Genomic DNA, 19,879 nt, shown 5'->3' with positions numbered 1-19,879 from the left:
ATGTTTTTATACGAAGGTGCCAGCGTCGTGGCTGGCGTGTCGCGGGAGCCGGTCTCAACCGATCTCCGTCTGGTCCTGTTCTGCATCATTGTCACCATCTTGCAGCTGATACTTGCGTAGCATGCCACGGAACTGGTGATAGCTTAAGGCCAGCAGTTGGGCGGCTTTGCGCTGATTATACTGGGATTGCTGCATCGCTTGCTTGAGTAAATTAATCTCGTACTCCGCCACCGCCTGCTTCAGATCGAGCGGCAGGGCCAGGGGGGCCTTCACCCCATCCGTTAGGGAAGAGGGGATTTCCGGGATGAGCGGATCTGCCGCGACCGCCGTCTGGCGCGGCCGCCAGGGGGAGTCGAAGGGATTGATCACCAGATCCGACAGCGGCAACTGGGGATTGCCCTGACGGTAGATGCTGCGCTCCACCACGTTTTTCAGCTCCCGCACATTGCCGGGCCAGGGGTAGTCCAGCAGCAGCTGGGTCGCTTTTCGCGAGAACCCGGCGAACAGCGGATAGCCCAGCTCCCGGGTCATGCCGTGGGCAAAATGCTCCGCCAGCATCAGAATATCGTCGCGTCGCTCGCGCAGCGGGGGGAGGGTGATGACGTCAAAGGCGAGGCGGTCGAGCAGATCGTGGCGAAATTGCCCCTTGTCGGCGAGGGCCGGCAGATCCTCGTTGGTGGCGCACACCAGCCGCACATCCACCTTGAGGGGCTTGGCACCACCGACCCGCTCGAACTCGCCATATTCGATGACCCGCAGCAGTTTCTCCTGCACCCGGGCGCTGGTGGTGGCCAGCTCGTCGAGAAACAGGGTGCCGCCGTCGGCCCGCTCGAAGCGCCCCTGGTGGCGTTTGGCCGCCCCGGTGAAGGAGCCCGCCTCGTGACCGAACAGCTCGGTTTCCAGCAGACTCTCGCTCAAGGTGGCACAGTTGACGGTGACAAAGCTTTGATCCCAGCGCGTCGAGAGATAATGTAGGCGGTGGGCGATGAGTTCCTTGCCCGTACCCCGCTCACCGATGATCAGCACGGGTTTGCGCAGCGGGGCGAGGCGTGAGGCCTGCTCAATGATCTCGAGAAACGCGTTGGATTCTCCCAGCAGGCTTTCCGTGGCCGTGGTCATAGTGATCCCTGTCGGTTATAAAAGCTGGTCAATCTTACCAAAAGTTGGTGATTTTTATCACCACTTGTACCGGGCACCTTGAAACGCGATCATTCTGCACCCATATAAATCAAAGAGTTAAATTTCGTTCCAGATTGGCACACAAGTTGCCATTGTCAATGGAGAAACAACGCCATGCCAATAACAGGAGTGCAATCATGAGTATTTTTTCCCGTCTGGCCGACATCATCAATTCCAACCTGACGGCCCTGCTCGACAAGGCAGAAGATCCCCAGAAGATGGTGCGCCTGATCATCCAGGAGATGGAAGACGAGCTGGTGAAGGAGCGCTCCAACCTGGCCCGCTTCCTCGCCAGCCAGAAAGAGATCGGCCGTCAGGTTGCCCGTCATCAGGAGCGGGTGGACGAGTGGCAGGCCAAGGCCGAACTGGCCCTGACCAAGGGACGTGAGGATCTGGCCCGCGCCGCCCTCATCGAGAAGAAAAAGCAGACCGAGCTGGCCGATGCGCTCCTGCGCGAGCAGCAGGCGGTGGACAGCGGCATCGAGAAGCTGGGGGAGGAGATCCGTCAGCTGGAAGCCAAGCTCGAAGATGCCCGCGCCCGCCAAAAAGCGATGGCCATTCGCAGCGAAGCGGCCAGCAGCCGTCTCAACGTGCAGAGCCAGGTGGCCCGTGGTGACAGCCAGGCGGTGGTCAGCAAGTTCGAGCGCATGGAGCGTCGCATCGACGAGATGGAGGCCCGCGCCGATCTGGGACAGTCCGACAAGGCGCTGGATCAACAGTTTGCCGAGCTGGAGGTGGACGATCAGATAAGCCGCGAACTTGAGGCCATGCGTCAGAAGCTGGGCCAGGGCGACAGTGTGCCGAAACAGGGGGAGTAACAGATGGAAGATCTGCTGGGTGTATTGATGGTTCCCATGGTGGTCTTCATGGTGGTGGTGGCTCCCATCTGGCTGGTGCTGCACTACCGGGCCAAGGGGCGGATCGGCGCCGGGTTGGCCGATAGCGAGCGGGAGCAACTGCAAGGGCTGCTGGCTCGCGCCGAGAAGATGCAGGAGCGGGTCGGGGCACTCGAGTCGATTCTGGACGCTGAAGTCCCGGGCTGGAGGAACAAGGTATGAACAGCGCGTATCGTGAGGGGCGCAATCTCTATCGCGATCCCCGCCAGGGCAAGATAGCGGGGGTCTGCGCTGGTCTTGCCGACTATTTCGGGGTGGAGACCTGGATCGTGCGCCTGCTGGCCATCAGTGGCCTTATCTTCGCCGGCTTCATCACCTTCACCGCCTATATGGCGGCCTGGTTTCTGCTAGACAAGAAGCCGGTCACCCTCTATGAGCAGGAGGAAGAGGCCTTTGCCGAGGTACGAATGAAGGCGCGCAGCTGGCAGGCGGGGATCACCCCCCATCAGGCTCTGGGGCGGATCAATCGCGAGCTCGATGCGCTGGAGCCCAGATTGCAGCAGATCGAGAAGCTGGTGACCTCCAAGGAGTTCACCCTGCAGCGGGAGTTTCGCAAGCTGTAAGCCAGCCACCGGCCCTGTGCGAACCTCTCACCCCGCAGACAGGTACCTGCCGCCACCCCGGTGGTGGCTGGTGCCCATCGGCAGGGGCGAGTGTTTGGATGGGGAGACTACCCAAGCCAATCAGCAACACCATCACCAACCCAATCACCAATCTAGGGAGAACGGGATCAGCCTTGATACTCAATAAACTGGAACAGAAGTTGAATCGCCTGCAACACAAGGCGAACGACGTGGTGAACCGGGTTCGGGATCGCCACATCCGGCTGGCGGTGACCGGCCTCTCTCGCAGCGGCAAGACCGCCTTCATTACCGCCCTGGTCAACCAGCTGGAACATGCAGCTATTGACGGCCGTCTGCCTCTGTGGGATGCCCTGCGCCAGGGGCGCATTCTCGGTGCCCGCCGGGTGCCGCAGCAAAATCCCCACATTCCCACCTTTGCCTACGAGCGCGGCCTCGACTCCCTGTTTGGCGATCCGCCGGCCTGGCCCGAGCCCACTCGCGGGGTAGCCGAGGTGCGCCTCGAAATCCGTTATCGCACCCGTCACCCCCTGCGCAAGCACCTGGGAGAGATCTCCACCCTCTACGTGGATCTGGTGGACTATCCGGGTGAATGGTTGCTCGATCTGCCGTTACTCGAGATGAGTTATGAGCAGTGGAGCGAGCAAGTGCGTGATCAGCTGCGCCGCCCCGAGCTGCAAACCCTTGCCGCCGGCTGGCTGACGCCCGCCTGGCAAGCGGATCAACCCTTCGAGGAGCGGCCGGTCGCCCAGCTTGCCGAGCGCTATACCGACTATCTGCACGCCTGCAAGCGGGAGCTGGGACTGCACCTTATCCAGCCCGGTCGCTTCGTGCTGCCGGGGGAGTATGCCGGCGCCCCCATGCTGCAATTTGTGCCCTGGGTGTGGGACAAGCCTGCCGGTGAGCCCGTTGATGGCACCCTCTACGCCACCCTCAAGCAGCGTTTTGAGCAGTACAAGCAGCACCTGGTGCAGGGTTTTTATGAGCAGCACTTCGCGGGCTTTGATCGCCAGATCGTGCTGGTGGACTGTTTGCAGCCCCTCAACGCCGGGGCGGCCAGCTTTGGCGACATGCAGCAGGCCATTGCTCGCATCATGGAGAGCTTTGCCTACGGCAAGAGCAACTGGTGGCGCCGGCTCTTCTCGCCGCGTATCGACAAGCTGTTGTTTGTGGCGAGCAAGGCGGATCACGTGACGCCGGAGCAGCACGGTCCCCTGGTCTCCCTGCTCCAGCATCTGGTGCGTAGTGGTCGCGGCCAGGCCCGCTTTGAGGGTATCGCCACAGAGTGCCTGGCGCTGGCCGCCATCAAGGCGACCGAAGTGGGCAAGGGGGTGGCCAATGGCCGCGAGTTTCCCGCCATCCGTGGCACCAGCCTCTCGGGTGAGCCGCTCTTGCTGTTCCCGGGCGAGGTGCCCTCCCATATTCCGCCCGCGCAATGGTGGAACACCCAGGGCTTTGATTTTCAGGCGTTTCGCCCCATGCCCATGAGTGCCCATCAGGCGCTGCCCCATATCCGGCTCGATGCGGCGCTGGAGTTTTTGCTCGGGGATCATCTCGAATGAGTCGTGCGTGGTGTCGTGCCGTACCGACACGCCGCGTACAGGAGAAAAAGTGATGAACGATCAGAGAAAACAGCACGGGGATGCCAAGGCATCGCTGCAGGGCAAGGTGATCCTGGAGCCAGCCCTCAAAGTGGCGAGCGAGGAGCGACCGCCTGCCCCCGCCCAGCGTCTTGATGAGACCAGCTTCGAACGCCTCGACGATCTCGATGCCCTCACCGAGGTGGAACCGGCCCTGACCCTGCGGCCGCGCCGGCGTCATCGGTTGCTCGCCTGGGGGCTGGGGGCGGTTGGCCTGCTCTCCCTGGGGCAGTATGGCGCCTTTCTCTACGAGCAATTTATCACCACCCCGCTCTGGGGCAGCGCCTGGCTGCTGGCCTCCGGCCTGGTGGCGGTGGGCACCGCCGGGGTGGTGGGGCGCGAGTGGCTGCGGCTGCGCACCCTCAAAAAGCGCCAGGATGTGCGCTCGCGGGCCGAAGACTTGCTGGCCCATCAGGGGGTCGGGCAGGGGCTGGCGTTTTGCGAACAGCTGGCCGAGCGCAGCGGTGACAAGGGGCGCGAAGGATACCAGAGCTGGCTTGGCCAGCTCGACGAGAGCCACAGCGATCGGGAGGTGCTGACCCTCTACAGCCAGCTGGTGCTCGGCGAGCGCGACAAGCTGGCCCAGGCGCGGGTGGCCAAGTGGTCGGGGGAGGCCGCCGTGCTGGTGGCCCTGAGCCCGCTTGCCACCGTCGACATGATGCTGATGCTGTGGCGCAACCTGCGGATGATCGAGGACATCGCCGATGTCTACGCCATCGAGCTCGGTTACTGGAGCCGCATCCGTCTCATTCGTCAGGTGTTTCGCAACATGCTCTACGCCGGTGCCACCGAACTGGTGACCGAGGTGGGGATGGACTTGCTGGGGGCCGAGCTCACCGCCAAGCTTTCGGCCCGCGCCGCGCAAGGGGTGGGGGCTGGGTTGCTCACTGCTCGCCTTGGTCTGCGCACCATAGAGGCGTGCCGCCCGCTGCCCTGGTGCGCGGATGAGAAACCCAAACTCGGTGAGCTGCGCAAGCGGCTGATCGGCCAGCTGGCGGGCTATCTCAACAAAGGCTGATCCTGCCTTTCGATGACATGAGGAGCATCGCATCCCCGCCGATCCTGTTTAAGGTTGTCGGGGATGCGTCGTGTTGCCCCTCCGGTTCGGCAACTGTGATCCCTGTGTGCATTGTTGTCCGGCGAGCATTGCGGGTAAGCTGGCCATTCGACCGATGCTCTACGGCAAGGATGCCAGATGAACTTTACCTTTCGCCAGATCCGCTATTTCGTGGCGGTGGCCGACAGCTTCTCGGTGAGCCGCGCCGCCGCCGAGTTGCATATTTCCCAGTCGGCGGTCACCAGCGCCATCCGCGAGCTGGAGACCGAGCTCGGTGCCCCCCTGTTCGATCGCAACCCGCGCGGGGTCAGCCTCACCACCCAGGGCCACCAGTTTTTACTGCACGCTCGCCGCATCCTCGGCGCCATGACCGAAGCCAGCCACTCCCTCAAGGCGGTGGCCCAGCAGGATCAGGGGCGGCTCACTATCGGTGTGACGACTTTGGTGGCCGGTTACTACCTGTCGGAGGCGCTCGGCCGTTTTCGCCGCGCCTTTCCGGCGGTGCAGATCGAGGTGAAGGAGGATGAGCAGCCCTATCTTGAGCACCAGATCGTCAACGGCGAGGTTGATGTGGGGATCCTGATGACCAACCGCACTATTCGCCAGGAGGCGTTCGATACCGAACTGCTGACTCGCTCGCCGCTGCGGCTCTGGCTTGCCGCCAACCACCCGTTCTGCGCCGAGTCGACCCTTTCTCTCAAGGCGCTGGGGGAGGAGCCCATGATCTCCCTGACCGCCGATCAGCTGGATCAGATCATCGGCGGCGGGCTGCGTCGCTACGGCGTTGCGCCGCGCACCGTATTGCGCACAGCCTCGGTGGAAGCGGTGCGCAGCCTGGTGGCGAGCCAGCTCGGCGTCGCCCTGCTGCCGGATTTTGCCTATCGCCCCTGGTCGCTGGAGCAGGAGCGGGTCGAGGCTCGTGCCATCAAGGAACCGATCCCCGCCATCGACATCGGCCTGGTGTGGCGACGCGGCTCCCGGCTGGAGTGGACCGCCCGCGAGTTTATCGACATTGCGCGGGATCAGAGCCGGCTGCGGGCTCGCCAGCAGGCTTCCCGCTAACCGAATGGATGGTGTCAACCATCAGGCGGGGTTGTCGCTAAAAATCAGATTCATCTGCACTCGATATCGATTTTACAGATACCAAAGCCGTTAAAAATTGAAATTCTCATTGCTCCCGGCTTCTCCTACGCTCATGACTGGTTAACAGGATGTTAATGCCTACTGTGGCGCCGCCACGGTTGCCAATCATGCAAGGAGAGCAAGATGAAATTGACCCCTCTGACCCTGGCCCTGATCCCCGCGCTGCTGGCTGGCCAGACTCAGGCTGCCCCCACCTCACTCGGCAAGGGGGAAGGCCAGCTCAACATTGTGGCCTGGGCCGGTTATATCGAGCGCGGTGAAACTGACAAGAATTACGACTGGGTCACTGGATTTGAAAAAGAGACCGGCTGCAAGGTCAACGTCAAGACGGCCGCCACCTCGGACGAGATGGTGGCGCTGATGAACGAGGGGGGCTTCGATCTGGTGACCGCCTCCGGTGACGCCAGCCTGCGCCTCATCGCCGGTGGCAAGGTACAGGCGCTCAATCTGGCGCTCATTCCGAGCTACAACAAGATAGATCCCCGCCTGCAGAATGCCCCCTGGCACACGGTGGATGGCAAGCACTACGGCGTGCCCTACCAGTGGGGCGGCAATATCCTGATGTACAACACCAAGGTGTTCTCCAAGGCGCCGGACTCCTGGAGCGTGGTGTTCGAGGAGCAGACCCTGCCGGACGGCAAGTCCAACAAGGGGAGGGTGCAGGCGTTCGACGGCCCCATCCACATCGCCGATGCGGCCCTCTATCTGATGACCCATCAGCCGGCCCTCGGTATCAAGGATCCGTATGAACTGAACGAGGATCAGTACAAGGCCTCCCTCGACCTGCTGCGCCAGCAACGCCAATTAGTGGGACGCTACTGGCACGACGCCTTCGTCCAGATCGATGACTTCAAGAACGAGGGGGTGGTGGCCTCCGACTCCTGGCCGTTCCAGGCCAATACCCTGATCGCCGACAAGCAGCCCGTCGCCACCACAGTCCCCAAGGAAGGGGTCACCGGTTGGGCCGATACCAGCATGGTGCACAGTGGCGCCAAAAACCTCACCTGTGCCTACAAGTGGCTGGAGCACTCCCTCAACAACAAGTTGCAGGGGGATCTCGCCTCCTGGTTCGGTTCCGTGCCCGTGGTGCCGGCCGCCTGCGAGGGCAACGCCCTGCTGGGGAAGGAGGGGTGCAAGACCAACGGCATCGATAACTTCGATCGGGTGCACTTCTGGCGTACCCCCGTCTCCCAGTGCAAGAGCCAGGGAACCTGCGTTCCTTACTACCGCTGGGTCTCGGACTATATCGCCATCCTGGGTGGCCGCTAAGGCTGCTTGAGTCAACGCCGACACGGGCCGGACAGGAGTCCGGCCCGCTTCCCATAGACAAGGACGTACCATGACAGCCGTACAATTTGACCGGGTCAGCCGCCACTATGGCGAAGTGACGGCGGTCGACGACATCTCCTTCCAGATCCCCGCCGGCGAGTTTTTCACCCTGCTGGGGCCGAGCGGTTCCGGCAAGACCACCTGCCTGCGGATGATCGCGGGCTTCGAATACCCGAGCGAGGGGGAGATCCGGCTGTTCGGCGAGCCTTGCTCCACCGTGCCCCCCTATGATCGCAACCTCAATACCGTGTTCCAGGATTACGCCCTGTTTCCCAACATGGATGTGCGCGACAACATAGGCTACGGCCTGATGCTCAAGGGGGTCGCCAAGGCGGAGCGCTACCGCAAGGTGGACGAGATGCTGGAGCTGGTGCGCCTGCCCGGCGTCGGCAACCGCAAGCCCGGCCAGCTCTCCGGCGGCCAGCGCCAGCGCATCGCCATCGCCCGGGCACTGATCAACCAGCCGCGCATCCTCTTGCTGGACGAGCCGCTGGGTGCGCTCGACCTCAAGCTGCGCGAGCAGATGCAGCTTGAGCTCAAAGCCTTGCAGCGCCAGCTCGGCATCACCTTTATCTTCGTCACCCACGACCAGCAGGAGGCGCTCTCCATGAGCGACCGCATCTGCATCTTCAATCAGGGCAAGATCGAGCAGATAGCCGCGCCGGATACCATCTACGATGCCCCCGCCACCCCCTTCGTCGCCCGCTTCGTCGGCACCGTCAACCTGTTCGAGGGAGAGCAGGCCCGCCGCCTGTGTGGCGATGCTCGCCAGATGATGGTGCGCCCGGAGCGGATCCGCCTCGCCGAGGCCGGCAGCCCCGGCTGGTCCGGGGAGGTGCGCGAGGTGGAGTACCTCGGCCCCTTCGTGCGCTACCGGGTCGATCTCGGCGAGCAGCTCGAGCTTATCGTCAACCATCCCAACGAGGGCCAGGCCCGCCTGCCCCGTGGCACCCGGGTCAGCCTCAGCTGGCCGGAACAGGCGATCCATCGTCTGCACACCGCCCACCAGGGAGCTCAACCATGAGCGCCCCCCACAGTGCGAGCCTTGCCATGAGCCACGCTACCGACTCCGTTCGCGTCAGGCCGCTGCGGCGCCTCTCCACCCTGCTCTATGGCCGCTCCGGCCTTCTGCTGGCCATCCTGCTGGGGCCGCCCCTGCTCTGGCTCGGCATCATCTATGTGGGCTCCCTGCTGATGCTGCTCTCCAACGCCTTCTTCGGGCTGGACGAGTTCAGCGGCCAGATCCGCCACGAGCTGGGGCTGCAGAACTTCGTCGCCCTGCTGCGGGCGGAGAACCTGGACGTGATCCTGCGCACCGTCGGCATGTCGCTGCTGGTGACCCTGGCCTGCGCCCTGCTCGGTTTCCCCGTCGCCTACTACATGGCGCGCTACACCAGCGGCAAGACCCGGGCCCTGTTCTACGTCGGCATCATGTTACCGCTCTGGTCCAGCTATCTGGTGCGGGTCTACGCCTGGAAGCTGATCCTGGCCAAGGAGGGGGTCGTCAGCTGGCTGGCAGACACCCTGGGGCTGGACTGGCTGCTCGACGCCATTCTCTCGCTGCCGGTGATCGGCGGGCCGTCGCTCTCCTTCTCGCGCATCGGTACCTTCATCGTGTTCGTCTACGTCTGGCTGCCTTTCATGATCCTGCCCATCCAGGCGGCGGTGGAGCGGATCCCGCGCTCCCTGCTTGAGGCGAGCAGCGATCTCGGGGCGACGCCTGCCCAGACCTTCCGCACCCTGATCCTGCCGCTGGCCTTGCCCGGCGTGGTGGCGGGCTCCATCTTCACCTTCTCCCTGACGCTCGGGGACTACATCATCCCCGGCATCATCGGCAACTCCACCATGTACATCGGCCAGGTGGTCTACATGCAGCAGGGCACGGCGGGCAACCTGCCCTTCGCCGCCGCCTTCTCGCTGGTGCCGATCCTCATCATCGCCATCTACCTGACCATCGCGAAACGTCTGGGGGCTTTCGATGCGCTTTGATACCCATATGTCACTCATCCACACACGTTCGCAGGTGCCCATCCTGATCATGGCTATTCACCTGACGACAGCGAAACGCTTGGGGGCCTTCGATGCGCTCTAATACTTCCATGAAACGGGACCATAGCAGCCAGCCCTCCGGCCTGCTCAAGTACGCGGCCATCGGCGGTCTCCTGTTCCTGCACTTTCCGATCCTGTTCATCTTCCTCTACGCCTTCACCAGCGAGAGCAAGAGCTACCAGTTCCCGCCCCCCGGGCTCACCCTCAAGTGGTTCGAGGTGACCCTCAACCGTCCCGATGTGTGGCGCGCCATCCAGCTGTCGTTGGAGGTGGCCGGGCTCGCCACCCTGGTGGCCATGGTGCTCGGCACCCTGGCGGCGGGAGCCATCGCCCGCAGCCGCTTCTTCGGCCAAGAGGTGGTGTCGCTCTTGCTGGTGCTGCCCATCGCCCTGCCCGGCATCGTCACCGGCATAGCGCTGCGCTCCGCCTATGGGGTGATGGAGATCCCCTTCAGCTTCTGGACCATCGTCATCGGTCACGCCACCTTCTGCGTGGTGGTGGTCTACAACAATGCCCTGGCGCGCTTTCGCCGCACCAACCAGAGCCTTATCGAGGCGTCGATGGATCTCGGCGCCGACGGCTTCCAGACTCTGCGCTACGTGATCCTGCCCAACCTCGCCACCGCGCTGCTGGCGGGGGGCATGCTGGCGTTCGCGCTGAGCTTTGACGAGGTGATCGTCACCACCTTCACCGCCGGCCAGCAGACCACGCTGCCGATCTGGATGTATCAGGAGCTGATCCGGCCACGGGACAGGCCGGTCACCAACGTGGTGGCGCTCATCATAGTGGCCTTCACCACCATTCCCATTCTGCTTGCCTACTACCTCACCCACGACGGCCAGGACGTCGCCGGCAGTGGCAAATAACGACTCAACGCGTGCGCAAGGATGCAACCATGAAACTATCTACCCAACTCTTGATCGACGGTCAGTTCGTCACCGGTGACGGCCAGGCCGAGCCCATCCTCAACCCCGCCACCGGTGAGCTGATCGCCTCGGTGCCCGAAGCCTCGTTCGAGCAGGTGAACCGGGCGGTGAACGGCGCCCAACGCGCCTTCGCCCAGTGGAGCCGCACCACTCCAGCCCAGCGCAGTACCCTGCTGCTGCGCCTGGCCGATGCCATCGAACGCCACGCCGAGGAGTTCGCGGCCCTGGAATCCCTCAACTGCGGCAAGCCCTATCTGGCTGTGCTGAACGATGAGCTGCCGGCGGTGGTGGACTGCTTCCGCTTCTTCGCCGGAGCGGCCCGCTGCCTGCAGGGGCCGCTCGCGGGGGAGTATATCGAGGGGCACACCAGCATGATCCGCCGCGATCCCATCGGGGTGGTGGGCAGCATCGCCCCCTGGAACTACCCCCTGATGATGGCGGCCTGGAAGATGGCCCCGGTGCTCGCCGCCGGCAATACGGTAGTGCTCAAACCCTCCGAGCAGACCCCCCTCACCGCCCTGCGCCTGGCGGAGCTCGCCAGCGAGCTCTTCCCGCGCGGCGTCATCAACATCGTCTGCGGCCGGGGCGAGAGCGTGGGGGCGCCGCTGGTGGAGCACCCGCTGGTGCGCATGGTGTCTCTGACCGGTGACATCGCCACCGGCCAGAAGATCCTGCAGAGCGCCGCCCGAACCATGAAGCGCACCCACCTTGAGCTGGGGGGCAAGGCGCCGGTCATCATCTTCGACGACGCGGACCTGGAGGCCGTGGTGGCGGGCATTCGCACCTTCGGCTTCTACAACGCCGGCCAGGATTGCACCGCCGCCTGCCGCATCTATGCCCAGGGCAAGATCTACGACAAGTTCGTCGCCGCCATGACGGATGCGGTGGCCTCCATCAAGGTGGGCGGCCCACGCGAGGAGGGGGTGGAGATGGGGCCGCTCATCTCGGACCGGCAGCGCAACCGGGTGGCCAGCTTCGTGGAGCGGGCCCAGAGCAGCGGTCACGTGGAGGTGACGGCGGGGGGCAAGATCCGCCCCGGCAACGGCTTCTTCTTCGAGCCGACCCTGATCGCCCATGCCCGTCAGGAGGATGAAATTGTGCGCCGGGAGGTGTTCGGCCCCGTGGTGTCGGTGACCCGCTTCAGCGACGCCGAGCAGGTGGTGCAGTGGGCCAACGACTCGGACTACGGCCTCGCCAGCTCGGTCTGGACCCGGGATCTCGGCCTTGCCAGCAAGGTGGCCAGCCACCTGCAGTACGGCTGCACCTGGATCAACACCCACTTCATGCTCACCTCCGAGATGCCCCACGGCGGCATGAAGATGTCCGGCTACGGCAAGGATCTCTCCCTCTACGCCCTGGAGGACTACACGGTGCCGCACCACATCATGGTCAAGCTCTAGTAGCCTAGCTAGAATGGTTGTCACAAATTATTTACATTTGTTGCCGCCAGCCGACCCTCGGGTCGGCTGCTTTTTTGCGGGGCGAAACGTTACAGTGATCCAGAGAGTGTCAGGGAGCCCGCACCGGGCCGAGGGATGGAACCGCTATGACAACGCTTTACACCGCATATCAGCCGGATGCCCGGGGCGTCATTCACTACCCGGATGAAGATCATGGCACCTGGCAGATCCTGATCGCCCGCCAACTCGGGGCATTGGAGGGGAGGGCGTGCGATGAGTACCTGGCGGGGCTGGCCCGCCTCGGTCTGCCCCGGGATCGCATCCCTCAGTTGGCAGAGATCAACGCCGTGTTGCAAGAGGCCACCGGCTGGTCGGTGGCCGCGGTACCTGCCCTCATCTCGTTCGATCGCTTCTTCGCCCTGCTGGCCAATCGCCAGTTTCCGGTGGCGACCTTCATTCGCCATCGGGACGAGCTCGATTACCTGCAGGAGCCGGATATCTTTCACGAGATCTTTGGTCACTGCGCCATGCTGACCAATCCCGCCTTTGCTCACTTCACTCATCTCTATGGCCAGCTGGGGCAGAAGGCAAGCAAGGAGGAGCGGGTCTTTCTGGCGCGTCTTTACTGGTTCACTGTGGAGTTTGGCCTGATCGAAAGCCCGGCGGGGCTTAGGATCTACGGCGGCGGCATTCTCTCTTCCATCGGCGAGACCGCCTATGCCCTCTCGGGCCAGCCGCTGTTGCAACCCTTCGACCTGCTCGAGGTACTGCGCACCCCTTATCGCATCGATATCATGCAGCCCACCTATTTTGTGCTGCCAAGCCTCGATACCCTCTACCGGCTGACCGGGGAGGAGATCATGGCCGCGCTGGCCGAGGCCAAGCGCCTTGGCTTGCGCCCGCCACGCTTTGCCCCCGCCGCGGGCAAGCAGGCGAGCTGAACGTCACCCGTTTTTCGTGATCCCCATCAAGAGAGCAACAAGGAGAGTCCCATGTCCGAACTGGCGAGCCAGCAGTGTGAAGCGTGCCGCGCCGATGCCCCCAAAGTCAGCGATCAGGAGCTGGCCGAGCTGATGCATCTCATCCCCGACTGGCAGCCGCTGGTCGTGGAGGGGGCGCTGCAACTGAGGCGCGAATTCGTCTTTCGCAACTTCAAGGAGGCGCTGGCCTTCACCAACCGGCTCGGCGAGCTGGCGGAGGCGGAGTTTCACCATCCGGCCATCCTGACCGAGTGGGGCAAGGTCACTGTCAGCTGGTGGACCCACAAGATCGGCGGGTTGCACCGCAACGACTTCATCATGGCGGCACGCACGGATGAGCTGCTGAAGTGAAGACGCCACCCCCCATCGAGTGGGCGATATGGTGACCGTGAGTTGGTGGATCCACAAAATTGGGGGGCTGCACCGCAACGATTTCATCATGGCGGCGCGCACCGATCAGCTGCTCAAATAAGCGTCATGGGTTGACCAGGGCCTACCCGGCGAAAGCGGGGTAGGCCCGCATTTTTATGGGCTGGCGCTCGCACTGGGGGGGGCGAGTCTGTATTATCCCGTCATTCATAGAGTTAGCTAGGAAGTGTGTCCCGAATGCGTCTTGAAGTCAGCTGTGAAGACCGCCTGGGCCTGACCCGGGAACTGCTCGACCGCCTGGTGGAGCACAACATCGATCTGCGCGGCATCGAAATCGATACCTCAGGCATCATCTATCTCAACTTTCCCGAGCTGGAGTTTCGTGATTTCCAGCACCTGATGCCGGAGATCCGCCGCATTCCCGGCGTCTATGACGTCAAGACCATCCCCTACATGCCCTCCGAACGGGAACACCACGAGATCGAGGCGCTGCTCAAGGCGTTGCCGGATCTGGTCTTCTCCCTCGACAGCAAGGGCAAGGTGACCCAGGCCAACCAGTCGGCGCTCACCACCCTCGGCCTGCCGGTGGAGGAGGTGCGCGGCGTGGCGCTGGGCTCCCTGGTCAAGGGCTTCTCCTTCGGTCGCTGGCTGGAGGCGAGCGAGATCAAGCCCCAGACCTGCAAACTCACCATCCATGGCGAGGAGTATCTGGCGGATCTGATGCCGCTGTTCGTGGCCGAGGAGAAGGGCAGACAGGCCCTGGCCGGCGCCGTGGTGGTACTCAAGTCCGCCCGTCGGGTCGGCATGCATTTCAGCGCCCTTCATGCGGTGGAAGTGGGGGGCTTTGAGCATCTGCAGGCCGAGAGCCCCAAGATGAAAGAGGTACTGGCCCAGGCCCGCAAGCTGGCGATGCAGGATGCCCCGCTGCTCATTGTCGGCGAGACCGGTACCGGCAAGGAGCTGTTGGCCCGTGCCTGTCACGGCGCCAGCTTGCGCTCCAGCCACCCCTTCATGGCTCTCAACTGCGCCGCCATGCCGGACAACGTGGCCGAGAGCGAGCTGTTTGGCTATGCCCCCGGCGCCTTTGGCAACAACACCGAGGGCAAGCGCGGCGTGCTGGAGCTGGCGAGCGGCGGCACCCTGATGCTGGACGAGATCGGCGACATGTCTCCCCATCTGCAGACCAAGTTCCTGCGGGTGCTGCAGGACGGGGTATTTCGCCGGGTGGGCGACGAGCAGGAGGTGAAGGTCAATGTGCGCTTCATCTGCACCACCCAAAAGCAACTGCTGGATCTGGTGCATGAAGGCAAGTTTCGGGAAGATCTCTACTATCGCCTCAACGTGCTGAGTTTGGGTCTGCCTCCCCTGCGCGAGCGCAAGGCGGACATCATGGCGCTGGCCCAGCAGTTTGTCTCCCGCTTTGCCAGCGAGTTGCAGCGCCCGCGTCCGCGCTTTACCCGCAACATGGCCGATTACCTGACCGCCTATCGCTGGCCCGGCAACGTGCGCCAGCTGCGCAACTGTCTTTATCGGGCCATGACCTTGCTGGAAGGGGATGAGCTGGGTCCCGAGCAGATCGATGTGCCGGTGGCCGCCGAGGCCATGCCGCTCATCGACGAGTGGTTCGAGGGGGATCTCGACGATGCGGTGAAGCGCTTCGAGAGCCAGTTGCTGGCACGGCTCTATCCGGCCTTCCCGTCGACCCGCCAGCTCGCCAAACGGCTGGGTGTGTCGCACACCGCCATCGCCAACAAGTTGCGGGAATACGGGATCGGCAAGAAGTAATCTCCTCCCACCCCTTGCATCCAACGGAGTCCATTGGAATATGGGCTCCGTTTTTATTTGTACGACCTGACCATCGGGACCGGATCCGGACTTGTCAAGGGGTTGCCGGGCCCCTTACTCTCTCCAGTTCATGTACCGAAACCGCACGATGGCGGTGATATAGAGAGGCGGTTTTATCCTGATGTTATTTCCTTCCCCCGGCGTTGTTGTCCGCCTGTCACTCCTGTTGCTGGTACTGGGGCTGGTGTTTCCTTCGGGGACCATCGCCGCGGCGAAGACGACTGCCGAGGTGCGGGCGAGTGCCGTCAAGGAGCTGGTGCTCGATATCATGAGCTACACCCGCTGGCCGGTGGAGCCCGAGGTGCTGCGTCTGTGTGTGGTGGCGCCGACCGAATATGCCGGCGCCCTCTTCTCCATCACGGGGCAGAGCAATGGGAGAGCGGTGAGCGTCAATCGTTACGGGGTGACGGATCCTGCCATCCGCGATCACTGTGATGTCCTCTATCTGGGAGTGGTGGATGAGACGACCCGGCTCGACCTCTTTTCCCGCCTGAAAGGCCGGGTCGTGCTCAGCATCAGTGAACAGAACGCCGAGTGCAGTGCCAGTGCGGTCTTTTGTTTACAGCCGGATCCCGCGAGCGAGCGGGTTCGCTTCGACGTCAACCTGGATGCGTTGGCCCTGAGCGGTGTGCGGGTCCATCCCGCCGTCCTCAAGCTTGCCAAGGCGAATAGGGGGGCTCCATGACGGCCTGGCCAGGCTCCCGTGATCAACGACTGACCCTGCACCAAAACCTCAGACGTACCCACCTGATGGCCGCCTTCACCTCGGCCTGCGTAGTGGGGATCTTTCTCACCCTGATCGCCCTGCTGGCCATGCGGTTCCATGCGGAGCACAATCTGGAGTTGGTGGCCCGAGCCATCAGCTATACCGCAGAGGCGGCCGTGGTGTTCCGGGATGAGGAGGCGGCCAACGAGGCGCTCAGAACCATCGCCGAGCGTGAAGAGGTTGCCGAAGCGCAGATCTATCTGCCCGATGGCACCCTGCTGGCAAACTGGCGTCGAGCCACGAATACCCCCCTGGCGGGGCTGGAGAACTACCTGGCCGAACGGATACTGCCGGGGCCTGCCCGGGAGTCCATGATGCGGGGCAAGGAAGTGATCGCCGAAGTGCGGGTCAGGGGACACGGACAGTCGCTGTTGCTGTTTTTGCTGGCGGTGTTGCTGGTGATGCTGGTCTGCCTGCTGCTCAGTGCCATGGGGGCGCTCTATGTGGCAGGACGAATGCAGGTGTCGATCATCGGGCCGCTAAGGGATCTGGCGCAAGTTGCCCACTCGGTGCGCCGCCAGCGCACCCTTGGGATGCGCGCCAGCCCCGCTGCCATCGTTGAGCTCAACGAGTTGGGGGAGGATTTCAACTCCCTGCTCGACGAGTTGCAGGCCTGGCAGCAGCATCAGGCTCGCGAGAATGCCAGCCTGTTGCATCAGGCGACTCACGATGCCTTGACGGGGCTGCCCAATCGGGCACTGTTCGAGGCTCGTCTGGAGCAGGCCATCATAGAGGTGGAGCAGGAGGGTAGCTCCTTTGCACTGCTTTACCTTGATTGTGATCGCTTCAAGCAGATCAATGATTCCCTCGGGCACAACGCCGGCGATGATGTGCTGGTGACCCTGGCCAAGCGTGTGCAGCACCAGCTGCGGCCGCAGGATCTGGTGTGCCGCCTCGGGGGAGACGAATTCGCCATACTGTTGAGTCCCGCCCATCAGGCTATGGATGTGGAAGAGGTGATCACTCGTATTCAGCAGGCGATGAAGGATCCTGTGGTATTGCGGGATGAGCAGCAGCTGGTCGCCGGGATCAGCATAGGGTTTGCCATCCATCATCCCGGGACAAGTGCCAGCGAGCTTTGTGCGCTGGCTGACAGTGCCATGTATCTGGCAAAACGCGCCCGTCGAGAGGAGGTTGATGCCGCCAGGACGGCGTGAATGGAAGTCGTTAAGGAGTCGTAACAATGAAGATGTCCCTCTCCCTCAAGGCCGCCGTGCTTGGCCTGCTGTTTTCCCTGCTGGCTGGCTGTCAGAGTCCGCCCAGGGGATTGACCGAAGAACAAGTGACGGTATTGAAGGAGCAAGGTTTTCATCTGACCGATGAAGGCTGGACGCTGGATTTTGCCAACCGGGTGTTGTTTGCCAACAACGTCGGGAAGCTTACGCCACAGACCCGCCAGGCGGTGGAAACGCTGGGCAGCTCCCTGCTGGAGGTGGGCCTCGACAAGGCCAGGATAGACGGTCATACCGACAACACGGGTAACGCCGCCTATAACCGCCAGCTCTCGGTGAAACGGGCCCAGTCGGTGGCGGATGTGCTGGTCTCGGTGGGGATGAAGCCGGCCAACCTCGAGGTCCGCGGGCGTGGTGATACGGCCCCGGTAGCCGACAATCGCACCTCGGCCGGACGGGCAGACAATCGTCGGGTGGCCATCGTGATTGCCAACGAATAAGGCAAGAGCCAGCCAGACATGTCGTGTACATAGCAAAAGAGCGCCCCGGGAGGCGCTCTTTTTGATCCTGCGATCGTGATGGCTATTTCTGCCCGTTGGCAGCCGTGTGGCTGCGCAGGCGAATGTTGATCATCTCCACCACCAGCGAGAAGGCCATGGCGAAGTAGATGTACCCCTTCGGAATGTGCACATCCAGCCCTTCCGCCATCAGGGCGAAGCCCACCAGGGTGAGGAAGGAGAGCGCCAGCATCTTGATGGTGGGGTGGCTGTCGACAAAATCGCCGATGGCCTTGGCGGCGAACATCATGATGAAGACGGCGATCATGATGGCCAGCACCATGACGGGCACGTGATCCGCCATGCCGACCGCTGTGATGACGGAATCCAGGCTGAACACGATATCGAGGATGGCGATCTGGAGCAGGGTGCTGACAAAGCCGGAGGCGACGGCCGTCGTGCTCTCAGGCTCGGCCACGCCCTCCAGAGTGGCGTGGATCTCGTGGGCGCTCTTGCCGATGAGAAACAGGCCCCCCAGCAACAGGATCAGATCGCGTCCCGAGATGGCCTCGCCCAGCACGGTGAAGAGCGGGCTGGTGAGGCGCATCACCCAGGCCAGGGAGAGCAGCAGCAGGATGCGGGTGCCCATGGCGAGTGCCAGTCCCAGAATGCGCGCCTTCTGGCGCTGGGCCTCGGGCAGGCGGCCGACCAGGATGGAGATGAAGATGATATTGTCAATGCCAAGTACGATTTCGAGCAGGGTAAGAGTAGCGAGAGCGACCCAGGCTGAGGGGTCAAGAACCCATTCCAACATAATTGCACCTTGATAGGGAAAAACGAAACGGAACATTTTAACAGGGGGAGACCGCTTGTCCCAGTGTGGCGAAAAGATAAGAATGGTCGCCATCGCAAGGGAGGGACGCATGTTTCGATTAGGACTCATCATTAATCCGGTTGCCGGCATTGGCGGGGCGGTTGCTCTCAAGGGCAGTGATGGCGTAGTGGAAGAGGCGCTTGCTCGTGGCGCCGTGCCCAAGGCTCAAGAGCGGGCACGGCAGGCCCTGTTGCCACTGTGCGAGCTGACTGAGCGGTTCGAGTTGCTGACGGTCGCCGGCGAAATGGGGGAGGCGCTGGCCCATTCTCTTGGCTTGCCCTGCCGGATTGTCTACCACCCCGAAGGGGAGGCCACCAGCGCCACCGACACCCGTCAGGCGGCCGAGCGGATGCGCGACGCCGGGGTCGATCTGTTGCTGTTTGCCGGCGGCGATGGCACGGCGCGGGATATCTGTGCGGCGGTGGGGGAGTCGTGCCATGTACTCGGCATTCCGGCGGGCTGCAAGATCCACTCGGGGGTTTACGGGGTGACCCCTGCCGCGACGGGCAGGGTGGCGGCACGGATGATCGCAGGGGAGCTGCTCAGCCTTATCGATGCCGAGGTGATGGACATAGATGAAGAGGCATTTCGAGCGGGCAAGGTACGTGCCCGTCACTATGGCCAGCTGCTGGTGCCAGGCGATCTGCGTTACGTACAGGCGGTCAAGCAGGGGGGCAAGGAGTCCGAAGAGTTGGTGCTGGCGGATCTGGCCGCCTGTTTTGTGGAGCAAATGGAACCCGATATTCTCTACCTGATGGGGTCTGGCAGCACGGTGGCTGCCTGCATGGCGGAGCTTGGCCTGGAAAATACCTTGCTCGGTGTGGATCTGGTGGAAAATGGCCGGCTTATCGGGCAGGATCTGTCCGCCGCCGAGATCCTGACCCGGATTTGCGGCCGTCGCTGCCGTCTGATCATTACCCTGATAGGCGGTCAGGGACATCTGTTCGGGCGCGGAAATCAGCAATTGAGTCCAGAGGTGATTCGGTGTGCCGGGCTGGAAAATATCCAGGTGCTGGCGACCAAGAGCAAGTTGGCCGCGCTTGAGGGCCGACCGCTGCTGGTGGATACCGATGATCCCGAATTGAACCGGGCGTTGAGTGGTTATCTGCGGATCACCACGGGATACAAGGATCAGGTCATCTACCCGGTGGCCAACCCGGAATAGGACGTCAAGGA

The 19,879-nt window shown here is 63.0% G+C and carries 21 protein-coding genes; 19 read left to right on the top strand and 2 right to left on the bottom strand.

The window, feature by feature from the left end; genetic code table 11:
- Positions 1-54: 54 nt before the first annotated feature.
- Positions 55-1,119, bottom strand: a complete 1,065-nt coding sequence (gene pspF / locus LA321_RS17810) for a phage shock protein operon transcriptional activator (protein WP_042069648.1) — start codon at positions 1,117-1,119, stop codon at positions 55-57.
- Positions 1,120-1,316: 197 nt separating this feature from the next.
- On the opposite strand from pspF, the gene pspA reads away from it, so the two are divergent.
- The 18 genes from pspA to LA321_RS17725 all read left to right on the top strand — a co-directional run bounded on the left by pspA (position 1,317) and on the right by LA321_RS17725 (position 17,832).
- Positions 1,317-1,997 (top strand): phage shock protein PspA, encoded by a 681-nt coding sequence (gene pspA, locus LA321_RS17805; protein ID WP_042069647.1) that lies wholly within the window; start codon positions 1,317-1,319, stop codon positions 1,995-1,997.
- Positions 1,998-2,000: 3 nt separating this feature from the next.
- Complete coding sequence (pspB, locus tag LA321_RS17800; protein ID WP_025326779.1) at positions 2,001-2,237, top strand: envelope stress response membrane protein PspB; 237 nt, start codon at positions 2,001-2,003, stop codon at positions 2,235-2,237.
- The gene (gene pspC, locus LA321_RS17795; protein WP_026456298.1) at positions 2,234-2,638 is read left to right on the top strand and encodes an envelope stress response membrane protein PspC; all 405 of its coding nucleotides are present in this window, start codon (positions 2,234-2,236) and stop codon (positions 2,636-2,638) included. Before pspB ends, pspC begins: the two co-directional genes overlap by 4 nt.
- 173 nt (positions 2,639-2,811) lie before the next feature.
- Positions 2,812-4,218, top strand: a complete 1,407-nt coding sequence (locus LA321_RS17790; protein WP_042069645.1) for a YcjX family GTP-binding protein — start codon at positions 2,812-2,814, stop codon at positions 4,216-4,218.
- Between the two features lie 52 nt (positions 4,219-4,270).
- On the top strand, positions 4,271-5,314 hold the full coding sequence (locus LA321_RS17785; protein ID WP_042069644.1) for a YcjF family protein: 1,044 nt from the start codon (positions 4,271-4,273) through the stop codon (positions 5,312-5,314).
- 177 nt (positions 5,315-5,491) lie between these two features.
- Positions 5,492-6,415, top strand: coding sequence for a LysR family transcriptional regulator (locus LA321_RS17780; protein ID WP_042029238.1), 924 nt, complete (start codon positions 5,492-5,494; stop codon positions 6,413-6,415).
- Between the two features lie 204 nt (positions 6,416-6,619).
- Entirely contained in the window at positions 6,620-7,765 is a 1,146-nt protein-coding gene (locus LA321_RS17775; protein ID WP_042069643.1) for an ABC transporter substrate-binding protein, read from the top strand.
- 70 nt (positions 7,766-7,835) lie between these two features.
- Positions 7,836-8,849, top strand: coding sequence for an ABC transporter ATP-binding protein (locus tag LA321_RS17770; RefSeq protein WP_042069642.1), 1,014 nt, complete (start codon positions 7,836-7,838; stop codon positions 8,847-8,849).
- A complete protein-coding gene (locus tag LA321_RS17765; RefSeq protein ID WP_052445704.1) occupies positions 8,846-9,814 on the top strand; it encodes an ABC transporter permease in 969 nt (322 codons plus the stop codon). The genes LA321_RS17770 and LA321_RS17765 overlap by 4 nt, the downstream gene beginning before the upstream one ends.
- 110 nt (positions 9,815-9,924) lie before the next feature.
- On the top strand, positions 9,925-10,740 hold the full coding sequence (locus LA321_RS17760) for an ABC transporter permease (protein ID WP_042069641.1): 816 nt from the start codon (positions 9,925-9,927) through the stop codon (positions 10,738-10,740).
- A 29-nt stretch (positions 10,741-10,769) separates the two neighbouring features.
- The gene (locus LA321_RS17755) at positions 10,770-12,200 is read left to right on the top strand and encodes a gamma-aminobutyraldehyde dehydrogenase (RefSeq protein WP_042069640.1); all 1,431 of its coding nucleotides are present in this window, start codon (positions 10,770-10,772) and stop codon (positions 12,198-12,200) included.
- A 146-nt stretch (positions 12,201-12,346) separates the two neighbouring features.
- Positions 12,347-13,141, top strand: coding sequence for a phenylalanine 4-monooxygenase (phhA, locus tag LA321_RS17750; protein WP_042069639.1), 795 nt, complete (start codon positions 12,347-12,349; stop codon positions 13,139-13,141).
- 51 nt (positions 13,142-13,192) lie between these two features.
- The gene (locus tag LA321_RS17745; RefSeq protein ID WP_042069638.1) at positions 13,193-13,531 is read left to right on the top strand and encodes a 4a-hydroxytetrahydrobiopterin dehydratase; all 339 of its coding nucleotides are present in this window, start codon (positions 13,193-13,195) and stop codon (positions 13,529-13,531) included.
- A 28-nt stretch (positions 13,532-13,559) separates the two neighbouring features.
- The gene (locus tag LA321_RS20210; RefSeq protein WP_342012052.1) at positions 13,560-13,652 is read left to right on the top strand and encodes a 4a-hydroxytetrahydrobiopterin dehydratase; all 93 of its coding nucleotides are present in this window, start codon (positions 13,560-13,562) and stop codon (positions 13,650-13,652) included.
- Between the two features lie 134 nt (positions 13,653-13,786).
- Entirely contained in the window at positions 13,787-15,334 is a 1,548-nt protein-coding gene (tyrR, locus tag LA321_RS17740; RefSeq protein WP_042069635.1) for a transcriptional regulator TyrR, read from the top strand.
- A 175-nt stretch (positions 15,335-15,509) separates the two neighbouring features.
- Entirely contained in the window at positions 15,510-16,079 is a 570-nt protein-coding gene (locus LA321_RS17735; RefSeq protein ID WP_082043351.1) for a YfiR family protein, read from the top strand.
- Positions 16,076-17,317, top strand: a complete 1,242-nt coding sequence (locus LA321_RS17730) for a diguanylate cyclase domain-containing protein (RefSeq protein WP_042069632.1) — start codon at positions 16,076-16,078, stop codon at positions 17,315-17,317. The genes LA321_RS17735 and LA321_RS17730 overlap by 4 nt, the downstream gene beginning before the upstream one ends.
- 26 nt (positions 17,318-17,343) lie before the next feature.
- Positions 17,344-17,832 (top strand): OmpA family protein, encoded by a 489-nt coding sequence (locus LA321_RS17725; protein WP_042069630.1) that lies wholly within the window; start codon positions 17,344-17,346, stop codon positions 17,830-17,832.
- 82 nt (positions 17,833-17,914) lie between these two features.
- On the opposite strand, the gene LA321_RS17720 is transcribed toward LA321_RS17725, so the two are convergent.
- On the bottom strand, positions 17,915-18,643 hold the full coding sequence (locus LA321_RS17720) for a TerC family protein (protein WP_042069628.1): 729 nt from the start codon (positions 18,641-18,643) through the stop codon (positions 17,915-17,917).
- Between the two features lie 109 nt (positions 18,644-18,752).
- On the opposite strand from LA321_RS17720, the gene LA321_RS17715 reads away from it, so the two are divergent.
- Positions 18,753-19,868 carry an ATP-NAD kinase family protein gene (locus LA321_RS17715; protein ID WP_042069626.1) on the top strand — a complete coding sequence of 372 codons (1,116 nt, stop codon included), beginning with the start codon at positions 18,753-18,755 and terminating at the stop codon, positions 19,866-19,868.
- Positions 19,869-19,879 lie beyond the last annotated feature (11 nt).

The organism is Aeromonas enteropelogenes (genome assembly GCF_020097295.1).
Classification (GTDB): domain Bacteria; phylum Pseudomonadota; class Gammaproteobacteria; order Enterobacterales; family Aeromonadaceae; genus Aeromonas; species Aeromonas enteropelogenes.
This window is presented reverse-complemented; position numbering and strand designations above follow the sequence as displayed.